General features: G+C 68.3%; 11 protein-coding genes. 5 read left to right on the top strand and 6 right to left on the bottom strand.

Features of this window, described 5'->3' with window-relative positions; translation table 11 throughout:
* Positions 1 to 68: 68 nt before the first annotated feature.
* Entirely contained in the window at positions 69 to 887 is an 819-nt protein-coding gene (locus ACXRVZ_RS02745; RefSeq protein ID WP_457421274.1) for a M90 family metallopeptidase, read from the top strand.
* On the opposite strand, the gene ACXRVZ_RS02750 is transcribed toward ACXRVZ_RS02745, so the two are convergent.
* Positions 884 to 1,438 (bottom strand): protein phosphatase CheZ, encoded by a 555-nt coding sequence (locus ACXRVZ_RS02750; protein ID WP_457421272.1) that lies wholly within the window; start codon positions 1,436 to 1,438, stop codon positions 884 to 886. The two genes, ACXRVZ_RS02745 and ACXRVZ_RS02750, sit on opposite strands and share 4 nt — an antisense overlap.
* 126 nt (positions 1,439 to 1,564) lie before the next feature.
* Positions 1,565 to 2,371 (bottom strand): DUF2520 domain-containing protein, encoded by an 807-nt coding sequence (locus ACXRVZ_RS02755; RefSeq protein WP_457421270.1) that lies wholly within the window; start codon positions 2,369 to 2,371, stop codon positions 1,565 to 1,567.
* Positions 2,372 to 2,985: 614 nt separating this feature from the next.
* On the opposite strand from ACXRVZ_RS02755, the gene ACXRVZ_RS02760 reads away from it, so the two are divergent.
* From ACXRVZ_RS02760 to ACXRVZ_RS02770, 3 genes are all read left to right on the top strand, one after another.
* Entirely contained in the window at positions 2,986 to 3,183 is a 198-nt protein-coding gene (locus ACXRVZ_RS02760; RefSeq protein ID WP_457421268.1) for a hypothetical protein, read from the top strand.
* 54 nt (positions 3,184 to 3,237) lie between these two features.
* Positions 3,238 to 6,396, top strand: a complete 3,159-nt coding sequence (locus tag ACXRVZ_RS02765) for a TonB-dependent receptor (RefSeq protein WP_457421266.1) — start codon at positions 3,238 to 3,240, stop codon at positions 6,394 to 6,396.
* A 174-nt stretch (positions 6,397 to 6,570) separates the two neighbouring features.
* Positions 6,571 to 7,599, top strand: a complete 1,029-nt coding sequence (locus tag ACXRVZ_RS02770) for a LacI family DNA-binding transcriptional regulator (RefSeq protein WP_457421264.1) — start codon at positions 6,571 to 6,573, stop codon at positions 7,597 to 7,599.
* A gap of 55 nt (positions 7,600 to 7,654) precedes the next feature.
* Here ACXRVZ_RS02770 and ACXRVZ_RS02775 read toward each other — a convergent pair whose 3' ends face one another.
* Genes ACXRVZ_RS02775 through ACXRVZ_RS02790 form a run of 4 tightly spaced genes read right to left on the bottom strand, consistent with a single transcriptional unit; the run spans position 7,655 to position 11,569 of the window.
* Positions 7,655 to 8,425 (bottom strand): class I SAM-dependent methyltransferase, encoded by a 771-nt coding sequence (locus ACXRVZ_RS02775; RefSeq protein ID WP_457421262.1) that lies wholly within the window; start codon positions 8,423 to 8,425, stop codon positions 7,655 to 7,657.
* A gap of 59 nt (positions 8,426 to 8,484) precedes the next feature.
* On the bottom strand, positions 8,485 to 9,075 hold the full coding sequence (locus ACXRVZ_RS02780; protein WP_457421260.1) for a TVP38/TMEM64 family protein: 591 nt from the start codon (positions 9,073 to 9,075) through the stop codon (positions 8,485 to 8,487).
* Positions 9,072 to 11,081, bottom strand: a complete 2,010-nt coding sequence (locus ACXRVZ_RS02785) for an alkaline phosphatase (protein WP_457421258.1) — start codon at positions 11,079 to 11,081, stop codon at positions 9,072 to 9,074. The genes ACXRVZ_RS02780 and ACXRVZ_RS02785 overlap by 4 nt, the downstream gene beginning before the upstream one ends.
* The gene (locus tag ACXRVZ_RS02790; protein WP_457421256.1) at positions 11,078 to 11,569 is read right to left on the bottom strand and encodes a hypothetical protein; all 492 of its coding nucleotides are present in this window, start codon (positions 11,567 to 11,569) and stop codon (positions 11,078 to 11,080) included. The genes ACXRVZ_RS02785 and ACXRVZ_RS02790 overlap by 4 nt, the downstream gene beginning before the upstream one ends.
* A 174-nt stretch (positions 11,570 to 11,743) precedes the next feature.
* Here ACXRVZ_RS02790 and ACXRVZ_RS02795 point away from each other — a divergent pair, with 174 nt between their 5' ends.
* Complete coding sequence (locus ACXRVZ_RS02795) at positions 11,744 to 13,507, top strand: ABC transporter ATP-binding protein/permease (protein WP_457421254.1); 1,764 nt, start codon at positions 11,744 to 11,746, stop codon at positions 13,505 to 13,507.
* Positions 13,508 to 13,509: the final 2 nt, after the last annotated feature.

Genomic DNA, 13,509 nt, shown 5'->3' on the forward strand with positions numbered 1-13,509 from the left:
ACGCGACGCAGCGGTGCTGCCTGCTTGCGGGGGCTTGCAAAGTGCGCCGCCGGGCCCAGTTGCCAGGCATGCCGCTGCTTATCTGCTTTGCCCTCGTCCTGCTCGCCGCCGGCGCCATCGCACTGTGGCCGCTGTGGGTCAGGCGGCGGCGTGAGCGCATCGCCGGCCGGCCCTTCCCGAGTGCCTGGCGGCGGCTGCTGCGCCGGCATGTGCCGCTGGTGTCGCGGCTGCCGGCGCGGCAGCAACTCAAGCTCAAGGGGCTGATGCAGGTCTTCCTGGCCGAGAAGCCCATCCTCGGCTGCGGCGGCCTGCGCGTGACGGACGAGATGCGCGTGACCATCGCCGCGCTGGCCTGCCTGCCCCTGCTGGGCGCCGCGCGCGGCCTCTACCCCGAGTTGCGCCAGGTGCTGCTCTACCCCGGCGCCTTCGTCGTGGACAGGCCGGTGACCGAGGGCGGCGTCCAGTCGGACCAGCGCCGGGTGCTGGCCGGTGAGAGCTGGAGCCAGGGCCAGGTGCTGCTGGCCTGGGATGAGGTCAGGCGCGGCGCGTCAACGCCGGGCGATGGCCACAACGTCGTCATCCATGAATTCGCCCACCAGCTCGACCAGGCAGGCGGCCCGGCCAACGGCGCGCCCGCGCTGCCGACGGCCGAGGCCTACCGACGCTGGTCGACGGTGATGCAGAACGAGTTCGATGGACTGCGCTGGCGGCTGGCGCGGGGCGAGCCGGGATTGATCGATGCCTACGGCGCAACCGACCCGGCGGAGTTCTTCGCGGTGATCAGCGAGCTGTTCTTCGAGCGGCCCATCGAGTTGGCCGCCGGTCACCCGGCGCTGTACGGCGAGCTGAGTGGCTATTACCGGCTGGACCCGGTGGCCTGGCTTTAGAACCCCAAGGACGCCAGCAGGTCGTCCACGTCGTCCTGCTTGAGGGCCTTGTCGGGCGTCTGCACGCCGCCGAGTTCTTCGGACGCTGCGGCCGCAGCAGGCTTGGGCAGGGACGCAACCAGGTCCTTGAGCGGCGGTTCGGCGCGCTCCAGCATCTTGCTGACCTTGTTGATGACCTGGCCGGAGAGATCCTGGAAGTCCTGCGACATCATGATCTCGGTGTGCAGGGACTTCTCGCGCGCGGCAAAGCTGGCAGCATCCGACGCGTAGGCGGCGCACAGCTTCATCAGCGCGCGGGCGCGGTCGGGGCTGATGTTGCTGGACAGGGCCAGGCGGTTCAGCGCGTCGGACAGCTCGCGGCCCTTCTTGCGCACGGCCTCGGCGTCGTCCTGGGCGGCTTCCACCAGGTTGAGCACCTTGGTGGCGGCCTGCTCCGTCATGCTGCGCACATATTGCAGACGCTCGCGGGCATCTGGCAGTTCCTCGACGACGGTGTGCAGGATCTGGGCGGCGTCGGCTCGGATCAAGGCCTGGATGGACGCATCGGACATTAGGGGGCTCCCTGGCAACACCCGTCTACAGCGACAGGGCCAGGGCAGTTTAGGACCGCCCCCCGGCGCGACGCAGATGTAAGCGTGTGCCGAGCGAGGCCTTTGTCACGGCCGATGCAAACGTGTTCAGAGTGGCGCCAGCAGGGCCCGCAAAGCGGCGACCTGGGGGCCATCCAGCCGCCCGGCGGCCTCGGCCAAAGCGAGCTGGCGCCGGCCCAGGGCGAGCAGCAGGTCGTTGCTCAAACCGGCGGCGGCGAGTGCCTCGAGGTGGCGGGTCAGCACGCCGGCATCACCCCGGGCGATGGGGCCGGCCACGGCGCCGGCCAGGCCGCGTGCGGCGGCGGTGTCCAGCGCACCGCGCGTCAGCGGCAGCAGCACTGGCAAGGCCTCAGCGCTTGCCAAGCCGGCGGCGCCCCACAGCGCAGAGGCCTCTGCCAGCACGCCCAGCACGCCGCTGGCGGCGAGGTTGGCGGCGGCGTGATAGGCAGCGCGGGCCTGCGCGCTCATCGGCGACGGCAGGGCCAGCGGGATGAGGCCGAGGCGCCCGGCCAGCGCATGCAGTTCGGGCTGGTGGCCTGGACCGGCTTCGATGCCGACGTGCACGCCGGCCAGGTCGCTGTCACCGGCCAGCAGCTTCAGCGGATGAAAGCCAGCTGCGGCGGGCGCGGCTGCCAGCGCGGTGAGCGGCGTCGCGCCGCTGCAATGCAGGGCGAGCTGGCCGGTCCGCCAGGGCAAGGCGGCGGCGGTGGCGGCGATGTGGTCGTCGGGGACGGTCAGCCAGACCCAGTCGGCTCCAGCCCCTGCCGAGGCAGCGGTGAACTCACCCGTGCCCGGAGCGCGTCGGCCGATGACGACATCCTCGCCCGCGGCACGCAATGCCGGCACAAGCGCCCGCGCCAGCCGGCCGTAGCCGATCACCGCGTGTCGTGTCATGACTTGCAGCGCGCGAAGAAGGTGTGAATGGGCCCCGCGCGTCCGAGCAGACCGCCGGGCGGGAGGGTTCGTTCACACCTGGTCATAGGTCGGCGGCGGCGTCCAGAGGCCTTCTGGGTGTTCGGTGGTGTCCTTCAAGGGTCGTCGCCCTGGGCAGGCGTGCCGAAGGCGGTCGGCATGAAAGTGGCAGTGAGGAACCGCGCCTTTCATCGGCAAGTCTCCTGTGGCATGCATCAGTATCCCGCGCGGCGGACGTGGCGTCGCTGGCAACGGTTGGCCGCTGTGGCCCACCCACGGCCGTGGCTGCTGCAGGCCATGCGCGCCATCTCGGCGGGCTGAACGCAACAAATTCGTGACGACATATCGAAATCGGAATCATGGATTTCGATTAGTGAACCATTGTTTTAATCCTATTGCCATCGCTGGCATGCTGCCTATACTGCGCTTTTGAATCATTGCCATCGCTGGCAATAGGCCACTTGACGGCTGGCCCCCTGCCCGCTGATCCGCCCCGCCGCACTGCTGTGGCGCCCGGCCCCTTGCAGCGCCCTGCGTGCGCGCTCCCCCATCAAGAACCTGCAACGCACAGGTTCGATGCATCACGGAGACCCTGCATGACCTCGTCGCGCCGCCGCGCCGCTACCCACGATCGCCCTGCCATCGGCCTCGCCCTGCTGGCGCAGGCCCCAGCAGGCCGCTCCATCCAACCCTGCCCTGGGAGCGGTCGTCGTCGCGAGCATCCGCACCTCGCCTTGGACAAGAAGCGCGAGGCGATGAGCGGCACGCACAACAGCCCGGTGCAGACACCGTGACGGGCCGCGAGTGCCTGTTCGGCGCGCGCTACCAGTGCTGATGGCGCCTGCCCATTGACGGTCACCGGCGCCGACACCGCGCCGGGCCATCGCCCCCAGTCTTCCGGTTCCCTTCCCACACCCCCCGCATCCGCGCTGCCCGAGCACTGGGTGGCCGCCAGCGCTCTTTCCACCCGCGTGCCTTCCACGGGCCTACGAAACCCGGAAGCGCCATCACCTCGTCGTTCATCCCTTTTCAATTTGGAGCTCTTCGATATGACCAGCACTTCCCGCGCAAACGCAGCGCGCCCATCGTTTCGGCTGGCCCGCCTCTCCACGCTGACGCTCGCGGTTCTAGGACTGTCAGCACAAGCCCAGGAGCAGAACCAGGCACTGGAAACCGTCGTCGTGACCGGCCTGCGCGCGTCGCTGGAAAGCGCGCTGAACAAGAAGCGCACGTCATCTGGCGTGATAGACGTCATCCGCGCCGAGGACCTGGGCAAGTTCCCCGACACGAACCTCGCTGAGTCCCTGCAGCGCGTTCCGGGCGTGGCCATCGACCGCGACGCGGGCGAAGGCCGGCAAGTCACCGTGCGCGGCCTGGGAGGGGGCTTCACCCGGACCCGGATCAACGGGCTAGAGGCCAACGCCACCACGGGCGGCTCCGACGCCTCGGGTGGCAACAACCGCAGCCGGACGATGGACTTCAACGTCTTCGCGTCGGAGCTGTTCAACCAGATCACGGTTCGCAAGACCAGCCAGGCCGAGGTGGACGAGGGGTCGCTCGGCGCGACGGTCGACCTGACGACCGGGCGGCCCTTCGACCTGAAGAAGGGATTCACCGCGCTCGCCAGCGTCAAGGGCACCTACAACGACCTGTCGGGCAAGGCCACGCCTCGCGGCACCTTCCTGATCGCCGACACCTTCATGAACAAGAAGATCGGCGTGCTGTTCTCGGCGGCTTATTCCAAGCGCAGCCTGTTGGAGGAAGGCTTCGGCACCGTGCGCTGGGACAACGGCCCGTCCCTCGGCGGCTGGTGCTCGCCCCAAGGCGCAACCGTCGCGCCGGGCACCACCTTGCCTGCCGGTTCGACAGCAACGACCTGCGGCCCGGCGGCGCAGGGCGTGCTGCGATTGCCGAACACGCCCGAGAACATTGCCGCTTACAACACCGCCTCGTCGGCAGCGAACTTCCACCCGCGCATTCCCCGCTACATGCGCTTGGTGCATGACCAGGAACGGCTGGGCATCACCAGCTCATTCCAGGCCCGGCCGACCGACTCGACGTTGATCACGGTCGACTACCTGTACGCGAAGCTGGACGCCACCCGCCAGGAAAACTACCTGGAGAGCTTCTCCTTCAGCCGCAACCTGAGCTCGGGCGGCAAGCAGCAGATCAGCGTAGTGGCCGCCGAATACGACCCGAACGGCAATCTGCTGTACGGCAAGTTCAATGGCGTCGACATCCGGGCAGAGCAGCGGTTTGATCGCCTGTACACCGTCTACAAGCAGCCCACGCTGACCATCGACCAGGACCTGGGCGACACCCTCAAGCTGAACCTGGCCGTCGGCCGGTCGGATTCGAAGTTCCGCAATCCCATCCAGACCACCGCCATGCTGGATGCGCCGAACACCGACGGCTACGAACTCGACTTCCGCACCGGCAGCCGCACGCCGCTCATCAAATATGGTTTCGATCCGCTGGCGTCGAATGGCGTGATGACCCTGGTCACCATTCCGGCGGGCGGGACGACGCTCGCGAACAGCCTGCCAAGCGAGATCCGGATCCGTCCGACCGGGACGAACAACCGGACCGACACCGCAACCGCAAACCTCGCCTGGGAGGTGACGGACGACATCACCCTCAAGGGCGGAGCAAGCTACAAGAAATTCAGCTTCGACACCTATGAGTTCCGCCGCGGCGGAACGGCGGGCGCCGAGGTCGTCAACATGTATGCGCCTCCGGCGGGCGTGACGATTGCGAGTCTCACCAGCAAGTTGACCGGCATCGGCAAAGGACAAAGCCTGCCTGCCGGCACGATTTCCGGCTGGGAAATGCCCAACCTGGATGCCATCGCGGCCGCCTACGACCTCTACTGCAACTGCCTGAAAAGCGGCCCCGTCAACGGCCCGGGTGACTTCACGCTCGGCTCGATCACGAACGGTGGCGCGCGGGGCAACAACTACAGCGTCACGGAAGTCGATCGTGGCGGGTATCTGCAGGCCGACTTCAAGCTGCGCGTCGGCGGCATTCCCATCCGTGGCGACGCGGGCGTCCGCTACGTCAAGACCGACGTCACGTCGACCGGCTACCTGGCCACCGGTGGCGCCACGCAGATCACCGTGCCCAACAGCTACAAGGACACGCTGCCCTCCGTCAATCTGACGGCGGAACTGACCCGCGACTGGCTGCTGCGTGCGGGCGCCGCCAAGGTCATGACGCGCCCGGCCATGGGCGCCATGCGCCCCGGTGGCAGCGTCACCGCGGTGGGCCAATTGAGTGTCAGCTACGGCAACCCCTACCTCATGCCGGTGCGCGCGAAAACGTTCGATCTCGGCACCGAGTGGTACTTCGCGAAGAACTCGATGCTGGGCGCCGGGTTCTTCTACAAGGACATCGGCACTTTGATCACGACGGCCACGCAGAACATGCCGTTCAACCAGACCGGCCTGCCCTTGAGCCTGCTGCCCAGCTCGTTCACCGGCACCGAGATCTTTGCCGTGAATTCGAGCTTCAATACCGAGGGAGGCAAAGTGAAGGGGCTGGAACTGAACTACCAGCAGCCCTTCACGTTCCTCCCCTCGTTCGGCAAGAACATCGGCCTCATCGCGAACTACACCTTCATCCAATCGAAGATCAAGTACGCGGCCGCGCCCGGCAGCACCACGTTGATCGAAGCGGACCTGATCAACATGTCGCCACGCTCGTGGAACGCATCGATCTACTACGACGATGGTGCGCTGATGCTGCGTGCTTCGTTCGCCAGCCGGTCCAAGTTCCTGCAGGCCGTGCCCTCGGCCACGAACACCAACGATGTGGACGGCAAGAACGCCACCCGCAACGTGGACTTTTCGGCCTCCTACAAGTTCAACAACAAGTTCAGCGTCAGCTTGGAGGCCATCAACCTGACCAACCAGGCAGGCGACCAGTACACCAGCAGCCTGCGCAACAGCGTGGCGCAGAACACGGTGACGGGCCGGGAATACCTGATCGGCGCGCGGTACGAGTTTTAAGCCGCGTCGTTGCCCCGGCTGCAACAGCCGGGGTTGCATTCGCTTGCGCAAGCTGAATGGGCCTGGCTGGAAACTGCCAGGCCCGTTTTCCTTTGGCGCCAGGGGGGCAACGAGTCGGTTGTGATGGGTTTTCAAATCGAATGGTCACGCCTCATCTGGCACTAGAGTCGCGGCATGAACGGAGCACGCACAGGCGAAACATCGGGCGCCACGATCGCCGACGTGGCGGCATTGGCCAAGGTGTCGATCAGGACCGTCTCGCGGGTCATCAACGATTCGTCGCTGGTGAACGCCGATACGCGCAGCCGCGTACTGGCGGTGGTGGAGGAACTGCGCTTCCGCCCCAGCCCGCGCGCGCGCGGACTGGCCACGGGGCGCTCCTACCTCATCGGGCTGGTCCACGACGAGCGCAACGCCCTCGTGCTTCACGCCGTCCAGCGCGGCATCGTGGCCGAAACGGCCAAGCGCGGTTACGAACTGGTCGTGCACTCGATCCCGGCGGACCAGGAGCCCTCGGTGGATGACGTGCTGAGCTTTCTCGGCCGCTCGCATGTCGACGGCATCATCATCCTCGCCACCATGTCGGGCTTGCGTGGCCTCGCGCAAGCGTTGGCGGACGCCAAGGCCCACGTCGTCGCCCTGTCTTCGGCGCACATCGACGGCTACCCCGCCATGCTGCTGACGAACGAACGCGAAGCGGTCGGGCAGGCAGCGGATTACCTGATCGCGCTCGGTCACAGGCAGTTGGGGCTGATCACCGGCCCTGCCGGCTTCTATTCGTCGCGCGAGCGCCGGGCCGGTTTCATCGAGGCCATGCAACGCGCCGGGTGCGAACTGGTGGGCGAAGCAGAAGGTGACTACGGGTTCGAATCCGGCGTGGCCGGCGCCCACCGACTGCTTGACGGCGTGCCGCGCCCCACGGCGATCTTTGCCTCCAACGACGTCATGGCAGCCGGTGTTCTCAAGGCCGCGGCAGCGCGCAACCTGGCTGTGCCGGGCGATCTCTCGGTGGTCGGCTTCGACGGCTCCCTGATCTCCGAGATGGTGACGCCAGCCCTGACCACGCTGCGCCGGCCGATGGAAAGCATGGCCCAGGACGCCACCAGGTGCCTGCTGGACATGATCGAGGGCATTGACACCCAGCATCAGTTGCGGGCCACGGTGACGCTGTGCGTCGGTGAGTCCACCGGGCCGGCCAAGTAGGCGAAGACGAGAAGACGGGATCACGCCTGGCCGATGGGCTGGCGCCGCGCGGCCATCAGGGTTTGACGAACTTCAGCGTCATGCGGTCGCTCTCGCCGATCGCCTGGTATTTGGCGCGGTCCTTGTCCTTCAGCGCGTAGGTCGGCGGCAGCGTCCAGACGCCTTCCGCGTGGTCGGCCGTGTCCTTGGCATTGGCATTGACCTCGCTCCTGCCGGCCAGCTTGAAACCGGCCTTCTCGGCGAACTTGATGACCACGGCCTCCTGCACATAGCCGCTGCCGGCCTTGGGGTCTTGCGTGCGTGATGCGGGCAGGCGGTGCTCCTCCACACCCAGCACGCCGCCCGGCTTGAGCGCCTTGAAGGCGGCATCGAAGACAGCCTGGGTCTTCTCCGGGCCCATGCTCATCCAGTTGTGCACGTTGCGGAAGGTCAGCACCGCGTCGGCGCTGGCCGGCGGGGCGATGTCGAGCAGGCCCTTGGCCGGGTCGAAGAGCGTGAGCTTGACCTTGCCGTAGACGCTCATCGAGTCCATCTTGGCCTTGAAGCGGCCGCCTTCGCCACCAGCCGCGTAGAGCTGGCCACCGTCGCGCAGCAAAGGCGCCAGGATCTCGGTGTACCAGCCGCCGCCGGGCGCGAGTTCGACGACGGTGTCGGTCGGCTTGATGCCGAAGAAGGCCAGTGTCTCGTAGGGGTGGCGGTGCACGTCGCGGGCCACGTTGCCCACCGTGCGGTGGTCGGCCGCGACGGCGGCCTTCAGCGGGTCGGCGGCCTGGGCTTGCGCGCCGAGGGCGGCGAGGGTGAGGGCGGCAGTGAGCCAAGTCTTCATGGGCGATGTCTCCTTGTGGGGCAGGCAGTATCCGGTCGCCACGATTCCCCTGCCGAAGGTCAGTGAAGCGAGCCCAGCCAGGCAGCTAGCGTGTCGAACAGCAGGGTGATGACGGCGATGGGCAGGGGCAGGCCGAGCAGCGTGCCGATGACGTAGTCGCGCAGGCTGACGCCGGACAGGGCCAGCGTGTAGTTCAGCGCCGGCATGGACTGGAAGAGCAGGCGCAGCAGCAGGACGCTGCGCGCCGGGTGGGCGTCCAGCCGCGCGAGCAGGCGCCGCGCGATGCGGTTGTCGAGCCCGCGCAGCGCGTCGGCGCCCAGGCTGCGCACGACGACGAAGGTCAGCGTGCAGCCGATGCAGGCCGCGACATAGGTGGCCAGCGCGCCCCACAGCGGCCCCAGCGCCAGCACGGCGGCCGCGAGGAAGAAGCCGCCCGGGATGTGCATGAGGTTGGCCAGCGCGAACAGCGCGGCGAAGAGCGCGAAGCCCCAGACCCGGTGCTGTGCAAAACCCTCGCGCAAGGCCTGCGCGCTGAGCTGGCCGCGCAGGCCGCTGAACTCGACGACGGCCCACATCAGGCCCACGAAGGCCAACACCGCCAGCCAGCGCCAGCGGGGGCGCGTGGGGGTGGCGGTGTCGGGAGTGTTCAACGCTTGGGCTTGGGCGGCTTCTTGGCGCCGGAAGTATCCGCCGGAGCGACGACACCCTTCACGGCCGCCTGGGCGAGCTTGAAGAACACGTCGGTGTTGTCAATGACGCCGGTGAAGGCCAGCGCGCCGGGGCCGTAGGCCGAGAGCGGCACGTCGGTCGCCGTGTGCACGGCCTGCTCACCAGGCACCTGGCCGGTGACGAGGAAGTCGCCCTGCGCGTCGTCGCGCTCCTGGGCGTTGGCGGGGTACCACTTCAGCGGCGCCTCGACGGCGAAGGGCTGCTGCACGTCGCGCTGCGGCGTCTTCTTGGTGCGCCAGTCCTCGTAGCGGTCGGCGTTGGCGCCGTAGCCCACCAGCAGCCGGTAGTCGATATCGGTGGTCTCGGGGTAGCCATCGGCGGCGATCCGGTAGCGCGGGAAGCCGGCCTTCTCGTAGGTGCCGACGACGCCGTTGCGCAGGTTGGCCACGCCCTTCTTCGCGGCGAGTTCGGCCAGGGCCTTGTCGGTGACGGTGGCGCCGCCGATCAGCGCGGCACCCGAGCATTCATGGTCCGCCGTGACGATGACCAGGGTGTCGCCCTGCTCGGCCGCAAAGTCCTGGGCCACGCGCACGGCGCGGTCGAACTCCAGCGTGTCCAGCATCCAGCGCTCGGTGTCCATCGCGTGGGCCTGCTTGTCGATGGAGGCGCCTTCGACCATCAGCACGAAGCCCTTGGGCGAGCGCTTGAGCACGCTGAGCGCCTTGGTAGCCATCTCGTCCAGCATGGGCTGGTCGGGCAGGCCGAAATCGTCGACGACGCTGCCGCCGTTCAAGCCGTTCTTCTCGCTGCCACGGCGGCCGTTGATCTTGTCCAGCGCGACGTTCATGTTGGAGAAGGCGAACAGGCCCAGCAGCGGCTTGGTCGCATCGGCCTTGTCCAGCGCGGCCTTGGTGGGCGCGTAGCTGAAGCCGGCGGCTTGGAAGTCCTTGATGAGGTCGCGCTGCTTGTCCAGGCTGCCTGCCGAAGCGCCCCAGCGCTTGACGAGGTCATCGCCCGGGGAAAAGGCGTAGTCGTTGGTGTCGGTGCGCGCGGAGCCCGGTGTGCCGGCGGGCAAGAACCACTTGCGGCCGCCGCCCATCAGCACGGTCAGGCCGGTCAGGCCGCGGTCGTCGAAGAACTGGTCGACGATGCCGGTGCCTGCGCCGCGGTTGCTGGTGTGCACGGCGTTGGCGGCGGGCGTTGCGTCGAAGACGTCGGCCGTCGTGACGATGCCGAACTGCTTGCCCTGGGTGCGGTGCAGGTACTCGCTGAGGTATTCGATGCGCGGGTTGTCGAAGGCATCCACCGTGTCGTCAGGGAACACGCCCTCCTCGTTGTTGTTGTTCTTGTTGCCGCTGACATAGGCGCTCATGCCGGGCGAGGAGTCGGTGACGATGCTGTTCAGCGAGGCCGTCTTGACGAGGGCCGTGGCGGTGAATGTGTCCATGGCCAGCGGTTGCAGCGCCTTGCCCTGAGCGTAGCCGTGCACGATGCGCGCGGCCGTGCGCTGCGAGGCACCCATGCCGTCGCCGAGCAGGATGATGATGTTCTTCACCTTGGGGCCGAGGGCGGCGGCGAACGGCACGACCTCGAAGTTGCCCTTGGCGATGACCTTCTGGCCGTCGGCCTGTGTGGCCTCGACGCTGAACTCGTGCTTGCCCGCCGTCTCGCTCGACACGGCGCGCACGGTGGCGATGGCGGTCGCTGCATCGACGCCCTTCAGGCAGCCGCTGGCGCAGTCGCGCAGCGCGACCGTGGCCGCCACCGGCTTGCCGTCGACCAGGAAGAGCGCGGCCGTGATCTTCTGGCCGGCGTCGGGCTTGATGCTGGCCTGCAGGTCGAAGCGCTGGCCGGGTAGGAAGCGGGCGATGACGGGGTCGGCGCGGCCGCTGGCGAAGAGTTCGCTGGGCGGCGTCAAGCGGGTGACGGTGGGGGCGGCGAATGCCGAACCCGCGCTGAGTGCGGCGAGGAGCAGGACGTGTTTCATCGGGTGGACTCGGTACGGACGGGTGTGATGGCCAGGGCCTCGGGGGCGAGGTGCAGTCGCAGCCAGCTGACGCGGCCGGTCTCGTCCTCGGCGGGGCCGACCTCGAGGCGGCCGGTCAGCGCGACGGGGCCGCCCTGGTGAGCAACAAAGCGCTGGCGCTGCGACTCGGGCAGCACGACGGTGACGGTGGCGGCGGGCAGGTCGTCGGCCTCGCCGTCGGCATGCTCGGCCATGGAGACGGGGCGCGGCGCCAGCAGGAAGCGGCCGGGCTGGGGCTGCTCGCGCTGCACCATGAAGCCGACCAGGCGCACGTCCTGGCCGCTGGCGGCCTGAAGCTTGGCCGTGGGCTGCAGGCCGCGCGGGCCGATGGGCTGGGCGAAGAAGTCGGCAAAGCTGAGCTCGACCGGCGCGGCGGTCTGCGGGACGGCCTGTGCGGTGGCCGAGAGTGCGGCCAGCCCGAGCAGGGCCAGCGTGGGGAGAAGTCTCATGCGGTCGACGCCAAAAGCTGCCCATGCTCGGGGACCGGTGTGTCAGGACCGTGACGACGCGAGGCGATGAGCCGCCGCAGCTCGGGCCGGGCAGCGACACCGCCCCGGCGTCCTGTCCGACACCGACGTAGGCGGGCCAAACCTACGCTCGGGTTACATCTTCTTGCGATCCCCATGCCGCCCACCGCCGCCACTGCCGACCCGGCCGCCCCCGCCCCCGCCCCCGCCGGGCCCTCCGCCTGGGGCCGATTCCTCATCGTCGCCCGCCCCTACTGGATGGGCGACCGAAAACGCGTCGCCTGGGCCGTGCTGGTGGGCCTCGTGGTGCTGATGCTGCTGGACACGCAGCTGGCCGTGCTCGTCAACCGCCAGACCGGCGAACTGACCTCGGCGCTGTCGGCGCGCGATGAAGGGCGCTTCTGGGAAGCCGTGCGCAACATGCTGTGGGTGGTGGGCTTTGCGGTGCCCGTCTACGCCATCTACTACGCCTCGCGCGACGCCTATGCCAACGACTGGCGGCGCTGGCTCACCAACCGCTTCCTGGACGCCTATCTCGGCGACCGCGCCTACTTCCGCCTCGTCGGCGTCGACAACCCCGACCAGCGCATCGCCGAGGACGTCAACACCTTCACCGGCCGCTCGCTGAACTTCCTGCTCATCCTGCTCGGCTCGGCCATGCAGCTGGTCGCCTTCAGCACGGTGCTGTGGGGGTTGTCCAAGATGCTGGTGGGTTTTCTCATCGTCTACGCGCTGGTGGGCACGGCGCTGTCGATGCTGATCTTCGGCCGGCCGCTGATCCGGCTGAACTTCTGGCAGCTCAAGCGCGAGGCGGACTTCCGCTTTCGCCTGATGCGGCTGCGCGAGAACGCCGAGTCCATCGCCTTCTACCGCGGCGAGAAGCAGGAGCGCCACCAGCTCGACCAGCGCCTGCGCGCGACGCTGCTGAACACCAAGAAGATGATCCGCGCGCAGTTCATGCTGAACCTGTTCCAGCGCTCCTTCAGCCAACTGAGCCTGCTGGTGCCCTTCGTCGTGCTGGCGGGCCAGGTGCTGTCGGGTGAACTGGAAGTAGGCCAGGCCGTGCAGGCCGGCGGCGCCTTTGCGGCGGTGCTGAGCGCGGTGTCCCTCATCGTCGACAACTTCGACAGCCTCAGCCGCTTCGTCGCCGGCATCGACCGCCTGCATGTCATGGCCGCGAAGCTGGAGGAAGCGCCGCCCACCGCCGGCATCAACCTGCAGCCGGCCCAAGACCTGAAGCTGTCCCATGTGACGGTGAAGGCACCAAACAGCGACCGCGTCTTCGTCAAGGACTTGTCGCTGAGCGTGGCGGCCGGCGAGTCCCTGCTCATCACCGGCGCCAGCGGCAGCGGCAAGAGCTCGCTGCTGCGCGCCATCGCCGGCCTGTGGACGCAGGGCAGCGGCCAGATCGACCACCCGCCGCACGAAGACGTCTTCTTCCTGCCGCAGCGGCCCTACCTCCAGGTGGGCTCGCTGCGCAGCCAGCTCATCTACCCCAGCACCCACACCACGCACGACGACGCGGCGCTGCTGAAGGTGCTGGACGACGTGCAGCTGCGCCACCTGTCCGAGACCCCCAACGGTCTGGACCGCAGCGAGGACTGGGAGAAGCTGCTCAGCGGCGGCGAGCAGCAGCGCCTGGCCTTTGCGCGGCTGCTGGTGCATGCGCCGAAGGTGGCCATCCTCGACGAGGCCACCAGCGCGCTGGACGACGCCAACCAGCAGCGCCTGTACGAGCGCCTGCGCGACCGCGGCACGACGCTGATCAGCATCGCCCACCGCGCCGCCGTCGCAGGCTTCCACCGCCGCGTGCTGCAGCTGCTGGGCGGCGGGCGATGGAAGTTGTCCAAGACGCCGGCCGTAGCGGCAGAGCCCGTGCCCGTGCCCTTACCGGCGGAGAAGCCGGACCCTTCAGCCTAGCT

Source organism: Roseateles sp. P5_E8, from assembly GCF_054177665.1.

Excerpts from the sequence above, each read along its gene's own strand:
- ACXRVZ_RS02745 (WP_457421274.1), top strand. The coding sequence starts at position 69 with ATGCCGCTGCTTATCTGCTTTGCCCTCGTCCTGCTCGCCGCCGGCGCC.
- ACXRVZ_RS02750 (WP_457421272.1), bottom strand. The coding sequence starts at position 1,438 with ATGTCCGATGCGTCCATCCAGGCCTTGATCCGAGCCGACGCCGCCCAG.
- ACXRVZ_RS02755 (WP_457421270.1), bottom strand. The coding sequence starts at position 2,371 with ATGACACGACACGCGGTGATCGGCTACGGCCGGCTGGCGCGGGCGCTT.
- ACXRVZ_RS02760 (WP_457421268.1), top strand. The coding sequence starts at position 2,986 with ATGACCTCGTCGCGCCGCCGCGCCGCTACCCACGATCGCCCTGCCATC.
- ACXRVZ_RS02770 (WP_457421264.1), top strand. The coding sequence starts at position 6,571 with ATGAACGGAGCACGCACAGGCGAAACATCGGGCGCCACGATCGCCGAC.
- ACXRVZ_RS02775 (WP_457421262.1), bottom strand. The coding sequence starts at position 8,425 with ATGAAGACTTGGCTCACTGCCGCCCTCACCCTCGCCGCCCTCGGCGCG.
- ACXRVZ_RS02785 (WP_457421258.1), bottom strand. The coding sequence starts at position 11,081 with ATGAAACACGTCCTGCTCCTCGCCGCACTCAGCGCGGGTTCGGCATTC.
- ACXRVZ_RS02790 (WP_457421256.1), bottom strand. The coding sequence starts at position 11,569 with ATGAGACTTCTCCCCACGCTGGCCCTGCTCGGGCTGGCCGCACTCTCG.
- ACXRVZ_RS02795 (WP_457421254.1), top strand. The coding sequence starts at position 11,744 with ATGCCGCCCACCGCCGCCACTGCCGACCCGGCCGCCCCCGCCCCCGCC.